We start from the raw sequence: 21,519 nt of genomic DNA, 5'->3' as shown, positions 1-21,519 counted from the left end.
GGTTCTCCGTGATCGGGGCGCGGGGTAGGGGCGTTCGGTATGCGGTTTATCGGGCGGGATGGGCACGTCCCTGTGCCCCGGGAATCAGGAGCGCGCCGGGCGCACCTTCAGGGGGCGGTTCGGCGTGGCCGGTGCGCGCTTGCGCGCGCCTTCGGGCAGGCTGTTCCAGTGCGGCACCAGGATGGCGGCGGCGATCAACGCGGTGACGGTGAAGCCGATGAACACGCTGTAGGTGTCGAAGTAGCCGGGCAGCAGGCCGCCAAGGATGGCGCCCACCGAGCCGCAGCCGTTGACGAAGCCGGCGGCGGTGCCCGCGGCCTTGCCGGTGCCGAAGTCGATGGCGGCGGCGCCACTGATCATCGAGTCCGGGCCGTAGAGGGTCAGGCCCATCATGAACAGCAGGGCGAACACCAGCATCGCGCTGCCGGTCTGCATGGCCGGGACGAACAGCGCCAGGCACGCGGTCAGGCCGATCAGGCTGATGACGCAGGCGGGCATGCGCCGGGCGCCGAACAGCTTGTCCGAGGCCAGGCCGATGAGGATGGGGCCGAGCAGCCCGGCGATCTCGAAGGAGGTCGGCAGCACCGCGGCGCCCACCTTGCCCAGGGCCGGCATGCGTTCGTAGACGATCACCGGGCCCCACAGCAGGATGGCGTAGCGCGCCGGCTTGAGCAGGAAGTAGGCCAGGCCGAGGGTCATCACGGTGCGGTTGCGCAGCACGGCGCCGAGGGTTTCCCAGAAGCCGGGGTTCTTGCCCCGCTCATGGAAGCCGGCGTAGTGCACGGCCTGCGGCTCGTCCGCCTCGATCGGCGGCAGGCCGACGTCCTGCGGGCGGTTGCGCTGCAGCAGCAGGAACAGCAGGGCGACGCCGCCGACCACCGCGGCGCAGGAATAGAAGGCCGCGTGCCAGGTGCCGAACACGCTGTAGGCCCACCAGCCGGCGAAGGGCGAGGCGACCAGGCCGCCGAAGGCGTAGCAGGTGCTCCACAGGCCGAGGATGCGGCCGCGCTCGTGGGCGGCGAAGAAGCTGCCCATGTTCTTGCACAGCCCGGACCAGCCGGTGGACTGCGCCAGGCCCTGGATGACCATGCAACTGGCGAAGATCGGCACGGTGGCGAAGGTACCCATGACCAGGGCGGCGAGGGTGGAGATCAGCAGGCCGCCGAACACCACGATGCGCGGGCCGAAGCGGTCGGCGAAGACACCCCAGGTGAACTGGCCCACGGCGTAGGCGGCCAGGTAGATGGCGTCCATGTCGGCCATCATGGCCTTGTCCAGTTCGAAACTCGTGTCCTCGGCGATGCCGAGCTTGGCCACGGAGAAGGCCTTGCGGGTGAAGTAGAAGGCGGCGTACGCGAGCCAGGTGATCGCGAAGATCTGCACGCGCCAGCGCTGCATGGAACCTTTGCCCGCGTGGGCTGCGGTGCCGGTGGGGTTGCTCATCTGATCTGACCTCGTTGTTGTTGGAGTGCCGGCAGTCAGGGAAAAACTTGTTGTTGTTATATGAGCGGGCCGTACCTTTCCGGAGGTGACGGGTCAGGGCGGATGCGGGTGAGGTTGCCGTGGGCCGGGGCCCTTGGTGAAACGCATGGAAACAAGTTCGGATAAATAAATAAAATCGATTTATCAAATTTTAAAAATAAGTCTGACTTGTAAGTCACGGCGCCGGGTGACTACAGTGGCGACCTTCCCGATCCCTACGGAGCCAGGCCCATGCAGGTTTCCCACGCGCAACTGAAGGCCTTCCACGCCGTGGCGCTGACCGGCAGCTTCACCCGCGCCGCCGAGCGCCTGTTCCTCACCCAGCCGGCGGTTTCCGACCAAGTGCGCAAGCTGGAGGAGCGCTACGGCGTGCTGCTGTTCCACCGTAACAAGCGCTCGGTGCGCCTGACCGACCTGGGCGAGCGCCTGCTGGCGGTGACCCAGCGGCTGTTCGTCATCGAGGCCGAGGCCCACGAGCTGCTGGCGGCCTCCAGCGCGCTGCAGACCGGCAACCTGACCCTGGCGGTGGACGCCGCGGTGCACCTGCTGCCGCAGGTGGCGCGCTTCTGCCAGCGCTACCCGGGCATCCACGTGCGCATCGAGAGCGGCAACACCGACGAATCGCTGCAGTCGCTGTTCAACTACCGGGCCGACCTGGCGCTGCTGGGCCGCACGGTGGAGGACGAGCGGTTGCTGTCGGTGACCCTGCGCAGCGACCCCATAGTCGCCTTCGTCGCCAGCGGCCACCCCTGGGCCGGGCGCGAATCGATCCGCCTGGCGGACCTGGACGACGCGCCGCTGGTGTTGCGCGAGCAGGGCTCGGTGACGCGCCAGACGCTGGAAGAGGAAATGCACCGCGCCGGCCTGCGCATCCGCCCGGCCATCGAGGTGGAAGGCCGCGAGGCCGCGCGCGAGGCGGTGGTGGCGGGCATCGGCCTGGGCGTGGTGTCGGCTGCCGAGTTCGGCGCCGACAGCCGGGTGCATGCTTTGCCGATAGTCGATTGTGAAAGGCGGATGAGCGAGACGTTGGTGTGCCTGCGCGAGCAGAGTTCGCGGCGGATAGTGTCGACCTTTCTCGATGTGGTGCGCGAGGATTTGGGGGAGGGGGCTGGCTAGTCCGGCGTCGCCTGGGGGCAATCGCGGACGGAGTCCGCTCCTACACCTTCCGGCAACACCCCGTAGGATGGGTTGAGCGGAGCGATACCCATCACCGCAACCGCATGGGTTTCGCAAGCTCAACCCATCCTACGGTGCCGTGCCTATGCGGGATGTGTAGGAGCGGACTCCGTCCGCGATTGTCCGTCGTAGGCAACGGCAGGTCAGGCCCCGCCATCCTCCGCCAGCTCCAGGAACGCACTCACCACCCGCAACCCGCGGCGCCGCTCCAGGCAGCCGAGGGAATGCCGGTTCACCAACGCCTCGCCGACCAGCGGCACGGCGCGCACCCGCGGGTCGCGGCTGACCTCCAGCGAGGAGACGATGCCGATGCCCAGTTCCGCCGCCACCGCCTCCGTGACCGCCTCGCGGCTGCTCAGCTCCATCAGCACCCGTGGCTGTATCGGCAGGGCGCCGCAGGCGCGGTCGAAGGTGCGGCGGGTGATGGAGTCCGGCTCGCGCAGCACCATGATCTGCTGGTCCAGCTCTGCCAACGGGATGCCCTCGCTGCGCCCGCACCAGGCGTGTTCCGCCGGCAGCAGCGCGCACAGGTGAGATTCCACCAAATCGCGCAGGTACAGCCCCGGCCGCTCGTCCACCTCGGTCACCACGGCCACGTCCACGTGCTCGCTGAGCAGCGCGTTCAGCGTCTCCTGGGCGTTGCCCAGGCGCAGGTTGACGGTGATGCCCGGGTAGCGCGCGCGCAGGCGGGCGAGCAGGGGCATGACCAGGTGCGGGCCGTCGGCCGCCACCTCGATGCGCCCGCTGAGCAGCTTGCGGTTGGCGTCCAGCAGCGTCTCGGCCTCTTCCTCCAGGGCGAACAGCGTGCGGCTGATGGCCGCCAGGCGGCGGCCTTCCTCGGTCAGCTCCACGGCGCGGGCGGTGCGCCGGAACAGGTTGACCTGGTAGTGCTCTTCCAGCGCCTTGACGTGCCCGGTCACCGCCGGCTGGCTGATGAACAGGCGCTCGGCGGCGCGGGTGAAGCTGCCTTCGCGGGCCACGGCGTCGAAGGCGCGGAGCTGGAACAGGTTCATGGGGTATAGGTCCGACTTATGCCTGGGATCATGACAAACAATTTGAGCGATAACTCGTCGCTTGGCAACGTATGTCCAGGCCCGCTCGACGGGCCGCGACAAGAACCTCACCCCGCACAGGTTTTCCCCTGATAGAGGAACCGAGCATGAGCACTGCCGAGCGCGCGCCCATCCTGTTGACCCCCGGCCCCCTGACCACCTCCCCGCGGACCCGCCGCGCCATGCTGGTCGACTGGGGCTCCTGGGACAACGATTTCAACGCCCTGACCGCCGATGTCTGTTCCCGCCTGCTGGCCATCATCCATGGCGAAGGCAGCCACACCTGCGTGCCGCTGCAGGGCAGCGGCACCTTCTCCGTCGAGGCCGCGGTGGGCACCCTGGTGCCGCGCGACGGCAAGGTGCTGGTGCTGATCAACGGCGCCTACGGCAAGCGCCTGGCGAAGATCTGCCAGGTGATCGGCCGGCAGTTCAGCACCTTCGAGACCGAAGAGGACGTGCCCACCACCGCCGAGGACGTCGACCGCCTGCTCGCCGCCGACCCGGCCGTGACCCACGTGGCGCTGATCCACTGCGAGACCAGCACCGGCATCCTCAACCCGCTGGAAGCCATCGCCAAGGTCGTCGAGGCCCACGGCAAGCGCCTGATCATCGACGCCATGAGCTCCTTTGGCGCCCTCGACATCGACGCCCGCAAGGTGCCCTTCGACGCGCTGATCGCCGCTTCCGGCAAGTGCCTGGAAGGCGTGCCCGGCATGGGCTTCGTCTTCGCCCGCAACGAGTCGCTGGCGGCCAGCGCCGGCAACTGCCACTCCCTGGCCATGGACCTGCAGGACCAGCAGGCCTACATGGCCAAGACCGGCCAGTGGCGCTTCACCCCGCCCACCCACGTGGTCGCCGCACTGCACGAGGCGCTGAGCCAGTACGAGGAGGAGGGCGGCCTGGCGGCCCGTCACAATCGTTACGCAGACAACTGCCAGACTCTGCTGGGCGAGATGGCCAAACTCGGATTCCGCAGCTTCCTCCCAGCCGCGATCCAGGCGCCGATCATCGTCACTTTCCACGCCCCGCGCGATGCCCGCTACAGCTTCACCGAGTTCTACAACCGGGTGCGCGAGAAGGGCTACATCCTCTACCCGGGCAAGCTGACCCAGGTGGAAACCTTCCGCGTCGGCTGCATCGGCCAGGTCGATGCCCAGGGCATGCGCGAAGCGGTGGCGGCCATCGCCCAGACGCTGCGCGAGATGGAAGTCTTCGAGATCTGAACCCCTTTCCCGGCGCAGGCCCGGCCTGCGCCCGACAACAGGATGGAAGCGATGAACTACGAACAACCCAAGCAACTGCAAGCCGTGGTACTGGACTGGGCCGGCACCGTGGTCGACTTCGGCTCCTTCGCGCCGACGCAGATCTTCGTCGAGGCCTTCGCCGAGTTCGGCGTGCAGGTCAGCCTGGCAGAAGCCCGCGGCCCCATGGGCATGGGCAAGTGGGACCACATCCGAACCCTCTGCGACATCCCGGCCATCGCCGAGCGCTACAAGGCCAAGTTCGGCCGCACGCCGACGGATGATGACGTCACCGCCATCTACGAGCGCTTCATGCCGTTGCAGATCGAGAAGATCGCCGAGCACTCGGCGCTGATCCCCGGCGCCCTCGACGCCATCGCCGAGCTGCGCAAGGGCGGCCTGAAGATCGGCTCCTGCTCCGGTTACCCGGCGGTGGTGATGGAGAAAGTGGTCAAGCTGGCCGCCAGCAACGGCTACGTCGCCGACCACGTGGTGGCCACCGACGAAGTGCCCAACGGCCGCCCGCACCCGGCCCAGGCCCTGGCCAACGTGATCGCCCTGGGCATCGACGACGTGGCCGCCTGCGTGAAGGTCGACGACACCTGGCCGGGCATCCTCGAAGGCCGCCGCGCCGGCATGTGGACCGTGGCGCTGACCTGCTCGGGCAACGCCCTGGGTCTGACCTACGAGCAGTACAAGGCGCTGCCGCAGGACAAGCTGGAACAGGAGCGCCGGCGGATCGGGCAGATGTTCGAAGGTTCGCGCCCGCATTACCTGATCGACACCATTGCGGAGCTGCCGGCGGTGGTGGCTGATATCAATGCCCGCCTGGCGCGGGGGGAGATGCCGCAGAGCTACTGAGGTTTTCCGGTACGAGAGAAAGGCCCGCTTCGGCGGGTCTTTTTCGTTGCTGGGTGGGGGCTTTTCGTAGGAGCGAGCTTGCTCGCGAACAGAGCTTGCTGGGGATTGCAGGTGCTGGGTTTGAGAGCGCCCTCTCCCTAACCCTCTCCCTGAAGGGAGAGGGGACCGTTCGGAGCGGTTGGGTTTTCCAGAGTCAGCCGGCAACTCCAGAGTTGCCGGCTGACATCAAATCCTCTCTCGGCACGGACTAGCCCCCTCTCCCTTCAGGGAGAGGGTTGGGGAGAGGGTTGCGGAGCCAACCCAATACGCCATAGCCGCCAGTGAGCGCCGTTCGCGAGCAAGCTCGCTCCTACGAAAAGCCCCCTCAATTCACCACATTCCGCACAAAACGCAGCAACCCATCCCCCAGGTTCCGATAGGAAAACCGCTGGTTGCTCTTGAACACATGGAACCCCCCGCAAGCCACCTCCCAACGCTGGTCGCCGATCTCCAGCGTCAGCTGACCCTCGATGACGTAAACCATGTCATACCACCCCTCGGCATCGGGCTCTGCGTCATAGCTGTCCCCCGGCGCCAGGGCCCAGTGCCACAGCTCGGCCTGGCCCCGGGCCGGGGTGCTGGCCAGCAGGGTGCCGCGGCTTTCCGCCTGGCGGCCGGCCCAGGCCACCACGTCGACGCGCGAGAGGTCGCCGGCCTGCGGGGCGCGCACCAGGTCGGCGAAGGTCACCGAGAGGGCCGCGGCGATGCGGTCGAGGGTAGCCAGGCTGACGTTGGTGTCGCCGCCTTCGATGCCGACCAGCATGCGCCGGCTGACGCCGCTGGCCTTGGCCAGGGCGTCCTGGCTCAGGCCCGCGGCGCGGCGCAAGGTCTTGACGTTGTCGGCGACGTGGACGAGCACGCTGGGGCGTTCGTTGGGGGTGGGCAATATATTGCTCATTCGACCGATTTTGCGCATTATGTTGCGCATAAGCATACGCCAGGTCCCTGGCTGCATTTCAACCTTTTCGGTCTGCCTCCATGCCGCGTTCCCGTTTCGCCACGCTGTTCTTCCCGGTCGCCGTGCTGCTCGTCTCCATGGCCTCGATCCAGGGCGGGGCGGCCCTGGCCAAGAGCCTGTTCCCGGTGCTCGGCGCCCAGGGCGTGACGGCCATGCGCCTGCTGTTCGCGGCGATCATCCTGCTCGCCGTGCTGCGCCCCTGGCGCAAGCCCATCGCGCGCAGTTCCTGGGGGCCGCTGCTGGCCTACGGCATCACCCTGGGCGGCATGAACCTGATGTTCTACATGGCCCTGCGCACGATTCCGCTGGGCGTCGGCGTGGCCCTGGAGTTCACCGGGCCGCTGGCGGTGGCGCTGTATTTCTCGCGCAAGCCCATCGACTTCCTGTGGATCGCCATCGCCGTGTGCGGCCTCTGGCTGCTGCTGCCCATCGGCGAGCTGGGCCATGGCGTCGACCTGCTGGGCGCCGCGCTGGCCCTGGGCGCGGGCGCCTGCTGGGCGATGTACATCCTGTTCGGCCAGCGCGCCGGCAACGACCACGGCACCCAGACGGCGGCCATGGGCGTGACCATCGCGGCGATATGCATCTTCCCCGTGGGCCTGGTGCATTCCGGCGCCGCGCTGTTCGACCTGCAGCTGATCCCGGCGCTGCTGGGCGTGGCGGTGCTCTCCAGCGCCTTGCCCTACACCCTGGAGATGATCGCCCTGACACGCCTGCCGGCGCGCACCTTCGGCACCCTGATGAGCATCGAGCCGGCTTTCGCCGCGCTGTCCGGCCTGGTGTTCCTCGGCGAGCAGCTGACCGTGCTGCAGTGGCTGGCCATCGCCGCGATCATGCTCGCCTCGGTGGGCACCACCCTGACCAGCCAGCCGAAGCAGCCCGCCGCGAGCGTGGTGGCGGCGGACTGATCAGCCGCCGAGGGTGGTCGCCAGCCGTTCCTGGATGAAGTCCAGGAAGCACTGGATGCGCAGGGCCAGCTGCGAGTTGCGGTAGTACACCGCGTTGATCGGCTGGCGTGTCTCGCGCACCAGTTCCGGCAGCACCTTGACCAGGCGCCCGGCGGCGATGTCGTGGCAGGTCATGAAACCCGCCAGGCAGACGATGCCCTGGCCGGCCAGGGCCAGCTGGCGCAGCGTCTCGCCGCTGGAGGCGGAAAGGTCGGGGGTGATCGCCAGGCTTTCCCCGCCGGCATGGGGCAGTGGCCAGACGTTCAGGCTTTCCGGCTGGGTGAAGCCGAGCAGGCTGTGCCGGGCCAGGTCTTCCACGCTCTGCGGCGCGCCGTGCTTTTCCAGGTAGGCCGGGCTGGCCAGCAGGTTCAGCCGGCTGCTGCCCAGGGGCCGGGCGTGCAGCGTCGAATCGCTGAGGGTGCCGATGCGGATGGCGACGTCGGTGCTCTGTTCCAGCAGGTCGATGTTCAGGTCGTTGGTGTTCAGTTGCAGCTCGATGTCCGGGTACTGCGCGCGGAAGGCGTCGATGTGCGGCACCACGGCATGCAGCATGAAGGGCGAGGCGGCATTGATCCGCAGGCGCCCGGCCGGCCGTTGTTGGCGCAGCGCCAGGCGTTCTTCCAGCTCGTCCATCTGCGCCAGGATGTGTCGCGCGCTATCGAGGAAGAACTGGCCTTCCTCGGTGAGCTTCATGCGCCGCGTGGTGCGGTTGAGCAGGGTGGTGCCGAGCTTGTCCTCCAGGCGCGCCAGGGTGCGGCTGACGGCCGAGGCGGTGAGGCCCAGCTGCTCGGCGGCGGCGGTGATGGAGCCGCTGTCGATGACGGTGGTGAAGGTGCGGAGTTCGTCGGATTGGACTTTCATTGGGGGCCCTGGAGGCAGCTTTTCGTAGGAGCGAGCTTGCTCGCGAATGGTACTTCCCGGTGGGCGTGGTGCATTGGGTTGACTCCGCTCCCTCTCCCCAGCCCTCTCCCTGAAGGGAGAGGGGGCTTGTCCGTGCCGAGAGAAGTGATGGTTTCAGTTGGGAACCTTCGGTGTTGCCGGCTAACGCCAGAACATCCAGCTCTGCCCAACGGTCCCCTCTCCCTTCAGGGAGAGGGTTAGGGAGAGGGCGCTCTCAAATCCAGCACCTGCATTCCCGGTGAACTCTGTTCGCGAGCAAGCTCGCTCCTACAAGTAAAGCCGCCACTCAAAACGTCCCCGGATAAGCCCCACCATCCAGCAACAGATTCTGCCCGGTGAGATACCCCGCATGGGCACTGCAAACAAAGGCACAGAACGCCCCGAACTCCTCCGGCGTACCGAAGCGCCCGGCAGGAATCGCCTGCAGCCACTGCTCGACCTTGCCCTGGTCGTCGCCCAGGCCCTTGCGCAGGCGGTCGGTGTCGAAGGAGCCGGGCAGCAGCGCGTTGAGCGTGACGTTGCGCGAGGCCAGGCGGCTCTGGCGGGCCAGGCCGGCGACGAAACCGGTGAGGCCGCTGCGCGCGCCGTTGGACAGGCCGAGGATGTCGATCGGCGCCTTCACCGCCGAGGAGGTGATGTTCACCACCCGGCCGAAGCCGCGCTCGGCCATGCCGTCCACCGTGGCCTTGATCAGCTCGATGGGGGTGAGCATGTTCAGCTCCAGGGCGCTCAGCCATTGCTCGCGGCCCCAGTTGCGGAAGTCGCCGGGTGGCGGGCCGCCGGCGTTGTTGATCAGGATGTCCACCTGCGGGCAGGCCGCCAGCAGGGCCGCGCGGACCTCCGCCTGGCCCACGTCGCCGGGCACGCAGCGCACCTCGATGCCCGGCGCATGCTGGCGCAGTTCCGCGGCGGTGGCTTCCAGCGCCTCGGCGCCGCGGGCGTTGATCACCAGGTTCACGCCTTCGCCGGCCAGCGCCTTGGCGCAGCCCTTGCCCAGGCCCTTGCTGGCGGCGCAGACCAGCGCCCAGCGTCCGGCTATTCCAAGATCCATGGCGTTCTCCTGTTCATGGCGAAAGTGGCGGCCACGACATTTACCCATGCCGTGGCCGCAGCGCAAGCCGGCTTCAGTCCCAGGCCGGGGCCAGGCTGGCCGGGCTGGTGATGCGCTCGTTGCGCTCCAGGGCGGCGATGGCGGCCATGTCCGCCTCGCTCAGGCGCAGCTCGCGGGCGGCGAGGTTGCTCGCCAGGTTGGCGCGCTTGGTGGAGGAGGGGATCACCGCGTAGCCCAGCTGCATGGCCCAGGCCAGCACCACCTGCGCCGGGGTTGTACCGTGGCGCTGGGCGATCCCGCCGATCACCGCGTCGCCCAGCACCTTGCCGTAGCCCAGCGTCATGTAGGAGGTGATGCGGATGCCGTGGCGCTCGGCGAACCCGGCGACCTTGCGGTTCTGCAGGTAGGGGTGCAGCTCCACCTGGTTGGTGGCGATCTCGCCGGCGCCGACCACGTCGATGGCCTGCTGCATCAGCGCCAGGGTGAAGTTGGACACGCCGATCTCGCGGGCCAGGCCACGCGCCTTGGCCTCGGCCAGGGCCGCCATGTATTCGGCGACCGGCACCGCGCCGCCCGGCGAGGGCCAGTGGATCAGGCAGAGGTCGACGTAGTCGGTCTTCAGCTTGTCCAGGCTCTCTTCCAGGCTGGGGATCAGCCGGTCGCGGGAGAGGTTCTCGGTCCACACCTTGGTGGTCAGGTACAGCTCGCCGCGCGGCACGCCGCTGGCCGCCACGGCCTGGCCGACCTCGGCCTCGTTGCCGTAGATCTGCGCGGTGTCGATGGCGCGGTAGCCCAGCTCCAGGGCGGTGGATACCGAGTCGATGACCACCTGGTCCTTGAGGCGGAAGGTGCCGAGGCCGAGGGCGGGAATGCTCATGGGAATCTCCTGTGGGGGATGGGTTGCACTGGAGCTTAGTATCCGGGGATGCACTGCTGAGAAAAACGCAGGTAGCGGCAAAGGATATTTGCCGTGAAGTCACGAATTGCAGGAGCGGGCCCTGCCCGCGATTTCGCGCGCAGGGCGCGCTCCTACAGGGGAATCGCGCCGGTGATTGCGGCTATCGCACGGTTTTTCGTAGGAGCGAGCTTGCTCGCGAACCGCATGGCACCGCGTTTGTTCGCGAGCAAGCTCGCTCCTACGAAGAGCGCGCAAAAGAAAAGCCCCGCCAAGGCGGGGCTTTTCATGCAGCGCGAGGCTCAGTTGCCGGCGGCGGCAGCGGTGGCCTGCTCGGTCAGCGTCTCGGTGTGGTCGCCGTGGTTCTTGCTGAACTGCGGGGCCAGGGAGCCGATGATCATGCCGAAGGCGCTGCAGATCAGGCCCACCAGTTGCGGCGGCCAGAAGTCGCCTTCCTGGTGGCCCATCTCCAGCGAGATCCAGCCGATCAGCCCGCAGGCGATGGCGGTCAGGGCGCCCTGGGTGGTAGCGCGCTTCCAGAACAGGCCGAAGAACAGCGGCACCACGGCGGCGACCAGGGTCACCTTGTACGCGTTGCCGACCATCTCGTAGATGCTGGCGTTGGAGTAGAAGGCGAACAGGCAGGTGGCGATGGTCATGGCCAGCACGCTGGCGCGCATCAGCTTCAGCGCCTGGTGGTCGTTCAGGTGCGGCAGCATGGGCTTGAGGATGTTCTCGGTGAGGGTCACCGACGGGGCCAGCAGGGCGCCGGAGGCCGAGGACATGATCGCCGAGAGCAGGGCGCCGAAGAACATGATCTGGGCGAACATCGGGGTGCGCTCCATGATCAGGTGCGGCAGGATCTGCTGGGCGTCCTCGTTCAGCCAGTGCTTGACCATCTGCGGGTCGATCATCGACGCGGCGTAGGTCAGGAAGATCGGCAGCATGCAGAACACCAGGTAGCAGGCGGCGCCGGTCATGGTGGCGCGCGAGGCGATCTTCTCGGTCTTGGCCGACATCACCCGGGCGTACACGTCCTGCTGCGGGATGGAGCCGAACATCATGGTCACCGCCGCGCCGAGGAAGGCGACTATGTCCTTGGCCGAGGTGCCCTGCAGGAAGTGGAACTTGCCTTCGGCCGCGGCGTGGCTTATCACCACCTGCGGGCCGCCGGCCATGTCGCCGATCAGCCAGACCAGGTAGCACAGGCCGCAGACGATGATGATCATCTGCAGGAAGTCGGTCAGGGCCACGGACCACATGCCGCCGAACAGGGTGTGCAGCAGCACGATCACGGTGCCGATGAGCATGCCCTGGGTGGTGGTGATGGCGCCGTCGGAAAGCACGCTGAAGCACACGCCGAGCGCGGTCAGCTGGGCGGCTACCCAGCCCATGTAGGAGATGATGATCACCAGGCTGGTGAAGATTTCCACGTGCTGGCCGAAGCGCTTGCGGAAGAAGTCACCGATGGTCATCAGGTTCAGGCGGTACAGCGGGCGGGCGAAGACCAGGCCCACCAGCATCAGGCAGCCGAAGGAGCCGAAGGGGTCTTCGATGATCCCGGCGAAGCCTTCCTGGAGGAAGGTGGCGGGAATGCCCAGAACGGCCTCGGAGCCGAACCAGGTGGCGAACACCATGGTCACGACCAGGGGGAAGGACATGCTGCGGCCGGCCGCTGCGTAGTCCGAGGAGTTGTGCACGCGGGTCGCGGCGTAGAAGCCGACGATGACCGTAATCAGCAGGTAGATCCCGACAAACCAGATCAGCATTTGTTCGTTCTTTCCATTGGCTGGCCAGGTGCGCTTGGCGGGTAGGGGAGGCGCAGACTGGCGGTTTTTGTTTTTGGACTTGGCGGCCCCGGCGAATGCCGGGCCCGGTCGGCAGGAGGGACTACCGGCCGGAACGCAACGGGCGAGCAGTCTGCCAAAGACGTAAAATATGTCAAACAATTACAGAGCGATTGAATGAAAAAAATGACAGGCGAGCAGGCTTGATTCGTCCAACTGTTTGATTTAGTGCGGTTGAACTGCGCCAGTAGTCAGAAATATTTGACAGTAGGTGTTCGATAAGAACAACGCATGTGCCGCTCCGGGATGACCTGCAAGGCGTTTCGTGACCGCTGCGTCCGCGCCGGCCGGGCAAGGGCAGGGGGCTGGAACGGGCGCCGCGCATTGACGCGGAGCCGCCGCCAGCCAGTAGAATCGCGCCTTTTCGCCCAAGGACGCCCCATGAGCCTCTACCAGCCCGGCATTCTCGCCACCCCGGTTCCCGCCCAGGCCCGCCACCTGTTCTTCGACCTGCAGGCCGCGGAACACCTGCCGGCCGCCCTCGACCGCCTGCTGCAGCTGGCCGACGGCGAGAGCGCGGTGGTCGGCTTCGGCGAATCGCTGGTGCGCGTGCTGGGCCGCCAGGTCGAGGGGCTGCGCGAGTTCCCGGCGCTGTCCGGCGCCGGCGTCGACAACCCGTCCACCCAGCACGCCCTGTGGGTGTGGCTGCGCGGCGAGGACCGTGGCGACCTGCTGCTGCGCACCCATGCGCTGGAGCGCGAGCTGGCGCCGGCGTTGATGCTGGTGGAGCAGGTCGAGGCCTTCCGCCACGGCGCCGGCCTGGACCTGACCGGCTACGAGGACGGCACCGAGAACCCGCAGGATGAAGACGCCGTGGATGCGGCGGTCGTCGCCGGCGTCGGCGCCGGCCTGGACGGCGGCAGCTTCGCCGCCATCCAGCAGTGGCGCCACCAGCTGCGGGCCTTCGCCGCGCTGCCCCAGGCCGAGCAGGACGACATCATCGGCCGGCGCAAGCGCGACAACGAGGAACTGGACGAGGCGCCCGAGTCCGCCCACGTCAAGCGCACCGCCCAGGAGAGCTTCGAGCCCGAGGCCTTCGTGGTGCGCCGCTCGATGCCCTGGACCGCGGGCGCCGAGGCCGGCCTGATGTTCCTGGCCTTCGGCTGCAGCCTGGACGCCTTCGAGGCGCAGCTGCGGCGCATGAGCGGCCTGGACGACGGCATCGTCGACGCCCTGTACCGTTTCAGCCGCCCGCTGACCGGCGGCTACTACTGGTGCCCGCCGCGCCGCGACGGCCTGCTCGACCTGGGCGCGCTGCTCGGCTGACGCGGGGCGGGCGCTCTCAGCGGCTGAGGTGGATGCGCATCTGCGTATAGCCGTTGACGAAGCGCCCGGTGCTGCCGAAGGCCGCATAGCGGAAGGCCCGGTGCATGGCGGTGAGGCCGCTGCAATGCAGGTTGCGCAGCTTGCGGTAGGCGGTCTGGTAGTGGTGAAGGAAGTTCTGCACGAAGGACGTCTCCCTGTTCGCGGTTGGGCGATCCCTGCATCGAGCGGTATCGACAGTATGGTTGGGCCTGGGAAATCTGCCGCTTTCCTGGCCTGTCGCTGACAGACCGCTGAAGATCGCCACCGTTCCCGAGCGGGCCGAAATGAAATGGTCCATGTCTGTCAGGCAATGCCCACGCTTGACGGCCGCCCCCGGCTTCGCCTAAGTTGGCCGGCATGACCCGCACAACCCTGAACTTCGGCCGAATCATTATTACCGCCATTACGCAATTGGCGGGTTAGCCGACGTCCACCGAACCCGCCCTGGAGGCGGGTTTTTTCTGACTGTCTCCCGGGCCCCGTGAAAAAGCCCAGCAGGAGACAGGCCCAATGAGCCCCCACCGCGTCACCCAGGCCATCGAACAGGCGGATCGGCTGATCAACGCCCGGCAGTTCGAGCCCCTCATGGATTTCCACACCGACGACGCCTGCGGCGCCGACCTGCTCGACAAGCTGCCGGCCGGCGGCCGAACCCGGGAGGCGCGCGTATGAGCCAGGACGCTCTGCTCAAGGAATACGTGCGCAAGATCCTCGCCGCGCCGGTCTACGACGTGGCCATCGAAACCCCGCTGCAACCGGCCCGCCAGCTCTCCGAGCGCCTGGGCTGCCAGGTGCTGCTCAAGCGCGAGGACCTGCAGCCGGTGTTCTCCTTCAAGCTGCGCGGCGCCTACAACAAGCTGGCGCAGTTGAGCACGGCAGAGCGCTCGCGCGGGGTGATCGCTGCCTCCGCCGGCAACCACGCCCAGGGCCTGGCGCTGGCGGCGAAGGAACTGGGCGTGAGCGCGACCATCGTCATGCCGCGCACCACGCCGGAGCTGAAGGTGCAGGGCGTGCTCTCCCGCGGCGGCAAGGTGCTGCTGCACGGCGACGCCTTCCCCGAGGCCCTGGCCCACGCCCTGCAACTGGCCGAGGCCCACGGCTACACCTTCGTGCCGCCCTACGACGACCCGGACGTGATCGCAGGGCAAGGCACCGTGGCCATGGAAATCCTCCGCCAGCACCCCGGGCGCCTGGACGCCATCTTCGTGCCGGTGGGCGGCGGCAGCCTGGTCGCCGGCATCGCCGCCTACGTGAAATACCTGCGCCCGGAAGTGAAGGTCATCGGCGTCGAGCCGGACGATTCCAACTGCCTGCAGGCCGCCCTGGCCGCCGGCGAGCGCGTGGTGCTGCCACAGGTGGGCCTGTTCGCCGACGGCGTGGCGGTGGCGCAGATAGGCGCGCACAATTTCGAGGTGTGCCGCCATTACGTGGACGAGGTGATCACCGTCAGCAGCGACGAAATCTGCGCGGCGATCAAGGACATCTACGACGACACCCGCTCCATCACCGAGCCCGCCGGGGCCCTGGCCGTGGCCGGGATCAAGAAGTACGTCGAGCGCGACGACGCGGCGGGGCAGACCCTGGTGGCCATCGATTCGGGCGCCAACATCAACTTCGACCGCCTGCGCCACGTCGCCGAGCGCGCCGAACTGGGCGAGAAGCGCGAGGCCATCCTGGCGGTGACCATCCCCGAGCGCCCGGGCAGCTTCAAGGCCTTCTGCGAGGCAGTAGGCAAGCGCCAGATCACCGAGTTCAACTACCGCTACGACCGCAGCGAGGAAGCGCAGATCTTCGTCGGCATCCAGACCCACCCGCAGAACGACCCGCGCCCGGCGCTGGTGGAGCAACTGCGCGAGCGGGGCTTCCCGGTGCTGGACCTGACCGACAACGAGGCCGCCAAGCTGCACATCCGCCACATGGTCGGCGGCCGCGCGCCGCAGGTGGAGCAGGAGCGGCTGTTCCGCTTCGAATTCCCCGAGCGGCCGGGGGCGCTGTTCAACTTCCTCGAACGTCTCGGCGGGCGCTGGAACATCAGCCTGTTCCACTACCGCAACCACGGCGCCGCCGACGGCCGTGTGCTGGCCGGCCTGCAGGTGCCCGAGCACGAGCGCGGCGAACTGGGCGCGGTGCTCGACGCCATCGGCTACCGCTACTGGGACGAGAGCGAGAACCCGGCGTACCGGCTGTTCATCGGCTAGGGCAGGGCAGTGGACTGGCGAACTTCGCCGCGATTGGCTATTGGGCCCGCCCCGGGGCCGGCGTAGCTTGGGGCAACAGCCCTTCAACCCGCTGGGCCCCTGGCCCGAGGAGCCGTCCGATGTCCCTTCGCAATCTGCTGTTCGCCGGCCTGGTGCTGGCGCTGCCCGCACTGGCCCACGGGGCCGAGCACGAGAAGATCGCCACCCTGCAGGAACACGCGCTGCCCGACGCCCCCGGCAAGAAGGGCCTGCTGATCGAGGTCAGCTACAAGCCCGGCGAGGCGTCGGCGCCCCACGTTCATGCCGGTGCGGTGTTCGCCTACGTGCTGGAAGGCGCGGTGGTGTCGCAGTTGCAGGGCCAGGCGCCGGTGACCTACAAGGCCGGCCAGTCCTGGTACGAGGCGGCCAACACGCCGCACCTGGTCTCGCGCAACGCCAGCGCGACGCAGCCGGCCAAGCTGCTGGTGTGGATGCTGCTGGACGAAAAGGCCCCGGTGCTGACGCCGCTGAAGCAGTGAGATTGCCGCCGCCGGCCATTTCTGCTGGGATGCCCCGATCGACCGACAACGAGGGAGCCCGCAATGGCCAGCTACCAGGAACTCTTCGCCATCGGCGAAGGCTTCGACGCCTTCGTCGCCCGCGGCCTGCCGGCGGAAATCGCCGCGGTGCGCGCGGTGCAGCAAAGGCTCGAAGAGCCGGGCCTGATCAGCGCCGCCACCCGCGAACGCCTGGCCGCGGTGCAAGGCCGCTACCACCTGCTGGTGGCCGGCGAGATGTGGTGCCCGGACTGCCAGCTCAACATCACCGCCCTGGACTGGCTGTGCCGCCAGCAGCCGCGCATCGGCCTGGCGGTGATCTCCAAGGGGCGTGCCGAGGATGAACTGCAGGAGCGCCTGGGGTTGGAGCGCGTGGCCATTCCGCTGGTGGTAGTGCTGGATGCCGGGTTCGAGGTGGTCGGGCGCTTCATCGAACGGCCGCAGGTGGTGGTGGCGGGGTGGGACGGGGTGAAGCCGGCGTATCGGGCGGGGGATTATCTGGAGAGTACGGTGCTCGATCTGGTGGCGGTGTTTGAGGGGGTGGAGGGGAGGGTGTTTGCTGGTGGGTGAGGTGTTTGGGGTTGATGCCGTTCCCTCTCCCCAGCCCTCGGCTGCGCGCCCCGCCCTGAAGGGAGAGGGGGCCAGTCCGTGCCGAGAGAAGGCCTGGTTTCAGCCGGTACCCGCCGGGTGGTGCCGGCTAACTCCAAAACGCCCGCATCTGCCCAACGGTCCCCTCTCCCTTCAGGGAGAGGGTTAGGGAGAGGGAGCGGCCTCGACCCCCGCACCAGAACCTCCGGTAAGCCCCCTCCGTACCCTATGCATCCGACCAGATCAGCCAAGTGATCCAGGCGATTAAGGGCGACAGCAGCACCAATGCTCCGACCAGCGCCACCAGGCCGTCCCAGTAGCTGCTCTTGCCCTGGAAGCGACCGAAGGTGAGGCCCTTGAGGACGAAGAAGCCGACCTTGTAACAGACGACCTCAGACAGCATGTTGAAAAGCTCTTCCATGCCTCGTTTCCTCCCTGGAGTAGTCTGGCTCCGCTTACCCCACCAACCGCTTCTTCAGATAAAACCGCTGATGCCCCGGCGGGCAATCCTCCAGCACACCCATCAGCTCGAACCCCTGCTTCCGATAGAACCCCGGCGCCTGGAAGCTGTAGGTATAAAGAAACACCCCCACACACCCACGACGCCGCGCTTCCTCCTCAACCAGCACCAGCAACTGCGCACCCAGCCCGGCACCGCGTTGCCGTGCGTCCAGCCACAGATAGTCCACGTACAACCAGCCCATCCCCGAATGTCCGAACAGCCCGCCCACCACCTGCCCCTCGGCGTCACGGGCATACAACTCGAAGTCCTCATAGCCATAGGTCGTGCCCATCCGCTCGATGTTATAGGCGCGCAGGCCTTCCTCCACGACGGCCCGGGCCTGGGGATCGGCGCCGGGGGTGAACTGGTAGCGGGCTTGCGACATGGCGCCTCCTGGGCGTGGGAAAGCGCCTAGTCTAGAGGGTAAGCGGGGCCTGTGTCCGGTGCCCCGCGCTGGCACCGGCGCGCGCTTTGGTGAAGAATGCGCGCCCGCGCCAGACACCGAGCACCCCATGACCGCCACCCGCGAGCACCGCCCATGAGCACCACCACCGTCGAGCTGCTGCGGACCGGCCCCGAGCACAGCGAGCTGATCCGCAACCTCTACCAGTTCTATGCCTACGAGTCCTCGGACTGGGAGCAGGAAGACGTCGAGGCCGACGGCCGCTTCTACATCCACGAGGAACACCTGGCGCGCTACTGGCAGGCGCCGCAGTGGAGCGCCGAGCTGGTGCTGGTCGACGGCTTCATCGCCGGCTTCGTGCTCATCGAACGCAGCGAGCTGCCGGGCATCGATGCCCTGGAGCTGGCCGACCTGTTCATCCTGAAGAAGTACCGCCGCCAGGGCATCGGCCGCGCTGTGGCGACCCAGGTGCTGACGCGCGGGGAGGGCGCCTGGCTGGTGCACTTCTACCGCCAGGACGAAACGGCCCGGGCCTTCTGGCAGGCGGTGCTGGCCGAACTGCCGCGGCCGGCGCGGGCCATCGAGCCGGGCGACGACGAGCAACTGCTGAGCTACCTGGTGACGCCGGCCATCCACTGAGCCGCTGTGCGCGCGGGTCATAGGTCTGTCATTTGCGATCATTGAGCCGCGCCGGGGCCGGTCTTATGGTTCCTCTGACCACAGCGTCCGGCGCTGCCGGATGGCCCTGCATTACAAGAACGACGAGACAGAGGAACCGATGATGAGCGAATTGCAACTGCAACCCCGGGCTGCCGCCTCCCTCCAGCACTGGCACCGCATGATCGCGCAGCGCGACTTCGGCGCCCTGCCCGAACTGCTGGCCGAGGACGTGGTGTTCCGCTCGCCCATGGCGCACACGCCCTACCCGGGCGCGAAGGTGGCGGCGACCATCCTCAACACCGTGCTGCAGGTCTTTGCCGACTTCACCTACCACCGCGAGCTGGCCAGCGCCGACGGCCTGAGCGTGGTGCTGGAGTTCAGCGCCAAGGTCAACGGCCGCGACCTCAAGGGCATCGACATGATCCGCTTCGACGAGCAGGGCCGCATCGTCGAGTTCGAAGTCATGGTGCGCCCCATGAGCGGCCTGCAGGCCCTGGGCGAGGAAATGGGCCGGCGCGTGGGCGCCTACCTGGCGACGGCCAAGGCCTGACCGGAAACCCCATCGGCCCGGCATACGCGCCGGGCCGAACCCCGGGTGCGGCGGCGCCCTGTGCTAGGCTGAGGCGGTTGTCCTTCCAGCCGAGTGAACAAGGATGCTCGCTGCACTCAAGCGTTACCCGCGGTCGGTGAACCTGCTGTTCTGCGCCACCTTCGTCCTGACCCTGGGGCGAGCCATCAGCCTGCCGTTCCTGGTCGTCTACCTGTCCTCGGCCTTCGCCCTGCCGATCGCCCGCATCGGCGCCATCGTCGGCGGCGCGCTGATCGCCGGCTCCGTGCTGAGCCTATACGGCGGCTACCTGACCGACCGCCTGTCCAGCCGCGGACTGATCCTGGGATACACGGCGTGCTTCATCGCCGGCTTCGTCGGCATGTGCCTCACCGCCAACCTCTGGCTGTTCTTCGGCTTCCTGGTGGCCTTCAACTTCGCCTATTCGGCGGTGGACGTGGTGGTGAAGGCGAGCTTCGGCCGCCTGCTGCCGGCGCAGGAGCAGGGCCGCGCCTTCTCCATCCGCTACACCTTCATCAACATCGGCTATGCCGTCGGCCCCTTCCTCGGCGCCGGGCTGGCCCACTGGGCGCCGAAGCTGCCGTTCGTGGTCTCCGCACTGCTCGGCGCCGGCTTCCTGCTGCTGTACCTGGGCTACGGCGAGCGCAGCCAGCGCCCGGCCCCAGCGGGGCAGGCGCCGGTGTCCTTCCTGGCCCTGGGCCGCGTGCTGCTGGATGACCGGCGCCTGGTCTGCTTCACCCTCGGTGGGGTGCTCAGCGCGGTGGTGTTCGGCCAGTTCACCGCCTACCTCTCGCAGTACCTGGTCACCACCCGCAGCGCCGAGGTGGCCTACCAGGTCATCAGCACCGTGGTGGCGGTCAACGCCTTGGTGGTGATCGCCCTGCAGTACCCGCTGGGCCGGCGCATCGACGAAAACCGCCTGGAAACCTGGCTGCTGGCCGGGCTGGCGCTGTTCCTGGCCGGGGTGGTCGGCTTCGCGCTGTCCACCAGCGTGCTGCACTGGGTGTTGGCGATGGCGGTGTTCACCCTGGGCGAGATCATCGTGTTCCCCGCCGAATACATGTTCATCGACCGCATCGCCCCGCCGCAGCTGCGCGGCATGTACTACGGCGCGCAGAACCTCTCCAACCTCGGCGGCGCCCTGGGGCCGGTGCTCTGCGGCTGGGTGCTGGCGAGCCTGCCGGCGCACTGGATGTTCGTGATGCTGGGCGCCTTCGTCGTCGCCGGCGGGGTGTTCTACCGCCTGGGCGCGGCGCTGCCGGCCGCCCGGCAGGCCTGAATGCCGGAACCGCCGCCTTCCGGGCCCGCCGGCACGGGTTGCCGCTTGCACCACCTTCGCCGCCATTGATAGCCTTCGCGGCCTAAGAAGAACACAGGCCCCGGGTATGGTGATCAGGGTTGTCGAAGCGCAGGAAGTCGATCAGCAGCGGATAGCCATTCCGGGTTGGGAGCAGCAGTACACGCAGATGTCCGCCGGGCGTTTCGCCGGGCGCATCCTGCATGCCGAGGTCGAGGGCATCGAGCTCTACGAGGAGCAGATGAACCTGCGCGTGGAGCAGGAGTTCCACGCGCCGCCCGGCGCGCTGGTGTTCAGCTTCGACATGTCGGAGAACACCCTCTATCTGCTCGATGGCGAGACGCGCAACGCCTGGGTCACGCCGGAGAACTACCGCGAGGTGGCGGTGGTGATCAAGCAGGCGGGGCAGTGGGGCCAGGCGCTGGACGACTTCACCGACCTGGTGCTGACGCCCCTGCGCTCCGACGGCTGCCGCTCGCTGGCGGCTTCGCTGAGCGACCTGCTCGTCGGCGCAGGCGCCGGGCGGTACCCGGTGGAGGCCCCCGGCGTGGCGCAGGCCATCGTCGCCAATTGCTTCTCCCTGCTCTGCGAGGCGCCGGCCGGCGACGAGCAGCGTTCGCGCTCCATCGTCCAGGCCAAGCGCGTGGTGCAGCGGGTCAAGGACGTGGTGAACGATTGCCCCGAGGAAAACTTCGCCATGGCCGAGCTGGCCGCGAAGGCGGGCGTCTCGCCGCGCACCCTGCAGCAATCCTTCCTGCGTTACGCCGGCATGCCGCCCATCGCCTGGCTGCGCAACCGCCGCCTGAACGCCGCCCGCCGCGACCTGCTGGGCGCCGCCGAGTCGGGCATGACCGTCGCCGAGGTGGCGATGAAGTGGTCGTTCTGGCACCTGGGACGCTTCTCCCAGTCTTACCACGCGCTGTTTGGTGAGTATCCCAAGGCTACTGTCAGGCAGGGTGCTCGGCCTTAGTGCCGTTCACCCCGGGCATCGGCGTTTCGGCCAGCGGCGGATA

At 67.9% G+C, this 21,519-nt stretch carries 23 protein-coding genes; 13 read left to right on the top strand and 10 right to left on the bottom strand.

Annotated features, from left to right (window positions below; translation table 11 throughout):
* Window positions 1–84: 84 nt before the first annotated feature.
* On the bottom strand, window positions 85–1,443 hold the full coding sequence (locus ACTWJ5_RS18185) for an MFS transporter (protein WP_444436254.1): 1,359 nt from the start codon (window positions 1,441–1,443) through the stop codon (window positions 85–87).
* Window positions 1,444–1,713: 270 nt separating this feature from the next.
* Between ACTWJ5_RS18185 and ACTWJ5_RS18180 the strand changes: the two genes are divergently transcribed.
* The gene (locus ACTWJ5_RS18180) at window positions 1,714–2,598 is read left to right on the top strand and encodes a LysR substrate-binding domain-containing protein (protein WP_116423327.1); all 885 of its coding nucleotides are present in this window, start codon (window positions 1,714–1,716) and stop codon (window positions 2,596–2,598) included.
* 203 nt (window positions 2,599–2,801) lie between these two features.
* Here the strand turns inward: ACTWJ5_RS18180 and ACTWJ5_RS18175 are convergent, their stop codons facing one another.
* Entirely contained in the window at window positions 2,802–3,671 is an 870-nt protein-coding gene (locus tag ACTWJ5_RS18175; protein WP_253410549.1) for a LysR substrate-binding domain-containing protein, read from the bottom strand.
* Window positions 3,672–3,817: 146 nt separating this feature from the next.
* On the opposite strand from ACTWJ5_RS18175, the gene ACTWJ5_RS18170 reads away from it, so the two are divergent.
* A complete protein-coding gene (locus ACTWJ5_RS18170) occupies window positions 3,818–4,933 on the top strand; it encodes a 2-aminoethylphosphonate--pyruvate transaminase (protein WP_009622433.1) in 1,116 nt (371 codons plus the stop codon).
* 51 nt (window positions 4,934–4,984) lie between these two features.
* A complete protein-coding gene (gene phnX, locus ACTWJ5_RS18165) occupies window positions 4,985–5,812 on the top strand; it encodes a phosphonoacetaldehyde hydrolase (protein WP_444436253.1) in 828 nt (275 codons plus the stop codon).
* 364 nt (window positions 5,813–6,176) lie between these two features.
* Here phnX and ACTWJ5_RS18160 read toward each other — a convergent pair whose 3' ends face one another.
* Window positions 6,177–6,779: a helix-turn-helix domain-containing protein gene (locus ACTWJ5_RS18160; protein WP_444436252.1), complete on the bottom strand. Its 603-nt coding sequence runs from the start codon at window positions 6,777–6,779 to the stop codon at window positions 6,177–6,179.
* Window positions 6,780–6,829: 50 nt separating this feature from the next.
* Between ACTWJ5_RS18160 and rhtA the strand changes: the two genes are divergently transcribed.
* Window positions 6,830–7,717 (top strand): threonine/homoserine exporter RhtA, encoded by an 888-nt coding sequence (gene rhtA, locus ACTWJ5_RS18155; protein WP_444436251.1) that lies wholly within the window; start codon window positions 6,830–6,832, stop codon window positions 7,715–7,717.
* Here rhtA and ACTWJ5_RS18150 read toward each other — a convergent pair whose 3' ends face one another.
* From ACTWJ5_RS18150 to ACTWJ5_RS18135, 4 genes are all read right to left on the bottom strand, one after another.
* Entirely contained in the window at window positions 7,718–8,617 is a 900-nt protein-coding gene (locus ACTWJ5_RS18150) for a LysR family transcriptional regulator (RefSeq protein ID WP_043314362.1), read from the bottom strand.
* A 325-nt stretch (window positions 8,618–8,942) separates the two neighbouring features.
* Complete coding sequence (locus ACTWJ5_RS18145) at window positions 8,943–9,707, bottom strand: SDR family oxidoreductase (RefSeq protein ID WP_074978612.1); 765 nt, start codon at window positions 9,705–9,707, stop codon at window positions 8,943–8,945.
* 73 nt (window positions 9,708–9,780) lie between these two features.
* Window positions 9,781–10,584, bottom strand: coding sequence for a 2,5-didehydrogluconate reductase DkgB (gene dkgB / locus ACTWJ5_RS18140; protein ID WP_444436250.1), 804 nt, complete (start codon window positions 10,582–10,584; stop codon window positions 9,781–9,783).
* A 320-nt stretch (window positions 10,585–10,904) separates the two neighbouring features.
* Window positions 10,905–12,371: a sodium:solute symporter family protein gene (locus tag ACTWJ5_RS18135; RefSeq protein ID WP_074978618.1), complete on the bottom strand. Its 1,467-nt coding sequence runs from the start codon at window positions 12,369–12,371 to the stop codon at window positions 10,905–10,907.
* A 459-nt stretch (window positions 12,372–12,830) separates the two neighbouring features.
* On the opposite strand from ACTWJ5_RS18135, the gene ACTWJ5_RS18130 reads away from it, so the two are divergent.
* A complete protein-coding gene (locus ACTWJ5_RS18130) occupies window positions 12,831–13,715 on the top strand; it encodes a Dyp-type peroxidase (RefSeq protein WP_444436249.1) in 885 nt (294 codons plus the stop codon).
* Between the two features lie 16 nt (window positions 13,716–13,731).
* Here ACTWJ5_RS18130 and ACTWJ5_RS18125 read toward each other — a convergent pair whose 3' ends face one another.
* Window positions 13,732–13,896 carry a hypothetical protein gene (locus tag ACTWJ5_RS18125; protein ID WP_167543644.1) on the bottom strand — a complete coding sequence of 55 codons (165 nt, stop codon included), beginning with the start codon at window positions 13,894–13,896 and terminating at the stop codon, window positions 13,732–13,734.
* Between the two features lie 368 nt (window positions 13,897–14,264).
* On the opposite strand from ACTWJ5_RS18125, the gene ACTWJ5_RS18120 reads away from it, so the two are divergent.
* The 4 genes from ACTWJ5_RS18120 to ACTWJ5_RS18105 all read left to right on the top strand — a co-directional run bounded on the left by ACTWJ5_RS18120 (window position 14,265) and on the right by ACTWJ5_RS18105 (window position 17,058).
* A complete protein-coding gene (locus ACTWJ5_RS18120) occupies window positions 14,265–14,426 on the top strand; it encodes a hypothetical protein (protein ID WP_159458822.1) in 162 nt (53 codons plus the stop codon).
* 11 nt (window positions 14,427–14,437) lie between these two features.
* Window positions 14,438–15,952 (top strand): threonine ammonia-lyase, biosynthetic, encoded by a 1,515-nt coding sequence (gene ilvA, locus ACTWJ5_RS18115; protein WP_301502917.1) that lies wholly within the window; start codon window positions 14,438–14,440, stop codon window positions 15,950–15,952.
* Window positions 15,953–16,071: 119 nt separating this feature from the next.
* The gene (locus ACTWJ5_RS18110) at window positions 16,072–16,470 is read left to right on the top strand and encodes a cupin domain-containing protein (RefSeq protein WP_074978625.1); all 399 of its coding nucleotides are present in this window, start codon (window positions 16,072–16,074) and stop codon (window positions 16,468–16,470) included.
* 63 nt (window positions 16,471–16,533) lie between these two features.
* Window positions 16,534–17,058 (top strand): thioredoxin family protein, encoded by a 525-nt coding sequence (locus ACTWJ5_RS18105; protein ID WP_444436248.1) that lies wholly within the window; start codon window positions 16,534–16,536, stop codon window positions 17,056–17,058.
* A 244-nt stretch (window positions 17,059–17,302) separates the two neighbouring features.
* Here the strand turns inward: ACTWJ5_RS18105 and ACTWJ5_RS18100 are convergent, their stop codons facing one another.
* Window positions 17,303–17,479 carry a hypothetical protein gene (locus ACTWJ5_RS18100; RefSeq protein WP_253410530.1) on the bottom strand — a complete coding sequence of 59 codons (177 nt, stop codon included), beginning with the start codon at window positions 17,477–17,479 and terminating at the stop codon, window positions 17,303–17,305.
* 52 nt (window positions 17,480–17,531) lie between these two features.
* On the bottom strand, window positions 17,532–17,963 hold the full coding sequence (locus ACTWJ5_RS18095) for a GNAT family N-acetyltransferase (RefSeq protein ID WP_444436247.1): 432 nt from the start codon (window positions 17,961–17,963) through the stop codon (window positions 17,532–17,534).
* A gap of 96 nt (window positions 17,964–18,059) precedes the next feature.
* On the opposite strand from ACTWJ5_RS18095, the gene ACTWJ5_RS18090 reads away from it, so the two are divergent.
* The 4 genes from ACTWJ5_RS18090 (at window position 18,060) to ACTWJ5_RS18075 (ending at window position 21,476) form a co-directional block, all read left to right on the top strand.
* Window positions 18,060–18,620 carry a GNAT family N-acetyltransferase gene (locus ACTWJ5_RS18090; protein WP_444436246.1) on the top strand — a complete coding sequence of 187 codons (561 nt, stop codon included), beginning with the start codon at window positions 18,060–18,062 and terminating at the stop codon, window positions 18,618–18,620.
* Between the two features lie 142 nt (window positions 18,621–18,762).
* The gene (locus tag ACTWJ5_RS18085) at window positions 18,763–19,191 is read left to right on the top strand and encodes a nuclear transport factor 2 family protein (protein ID WP_253390372.1); all 429 of its coding nucleotides are present in this window, start codon (window positions 18,763–18,765) and stop codon (window positions 19,189–19,191) included.
* A gap of 103 nt (window positions 19,192–19,294) precedes the next feature.
* The gene (locus tag ACTWJ5_RS18080) at window positions 19,295–20,488 is read left to right on the top strand and encodes an MFS transporter (RefSeq protein WP_444436245.1); all 1,194 of its coding nucleotides are present in this window, start codon (window positions 19,295–19,297) and stop codon (window positions 20,486–20,488) included.
* 106 nt (window positions 20,489–20,594) lie between these two features.
* Window positions 20,595–21,476: a helix-turn-helix domain-containing protein gene (locus tag ACTWJ5_RS18075; protein WP_444436244.1), complete on the top strand. Its 882-nt coding sequence runs from the start codon at window positions 20,595–20,597 to the stop codon at window positions 21,474–21,476.
* Window positions 21,477–21,519 lie beyond the last annotated feature (43 nt).

The sequence above is a fragment of the Pseudomonas sp. A6 genome (assembly GCF_052367875.1).
GTDB classification, from domain to species: Bacteria; Pseudomonadota; Gammaproteobacteria; order Pseudomonadales; family Pseudomonadaceae; genus Pseudomonas; species Pseudomonas citronellolis.
Note: the sequence above shows the minus strand (reverse complement) of the source record. Positions and strands in the feature narration are given on the sequence as shown.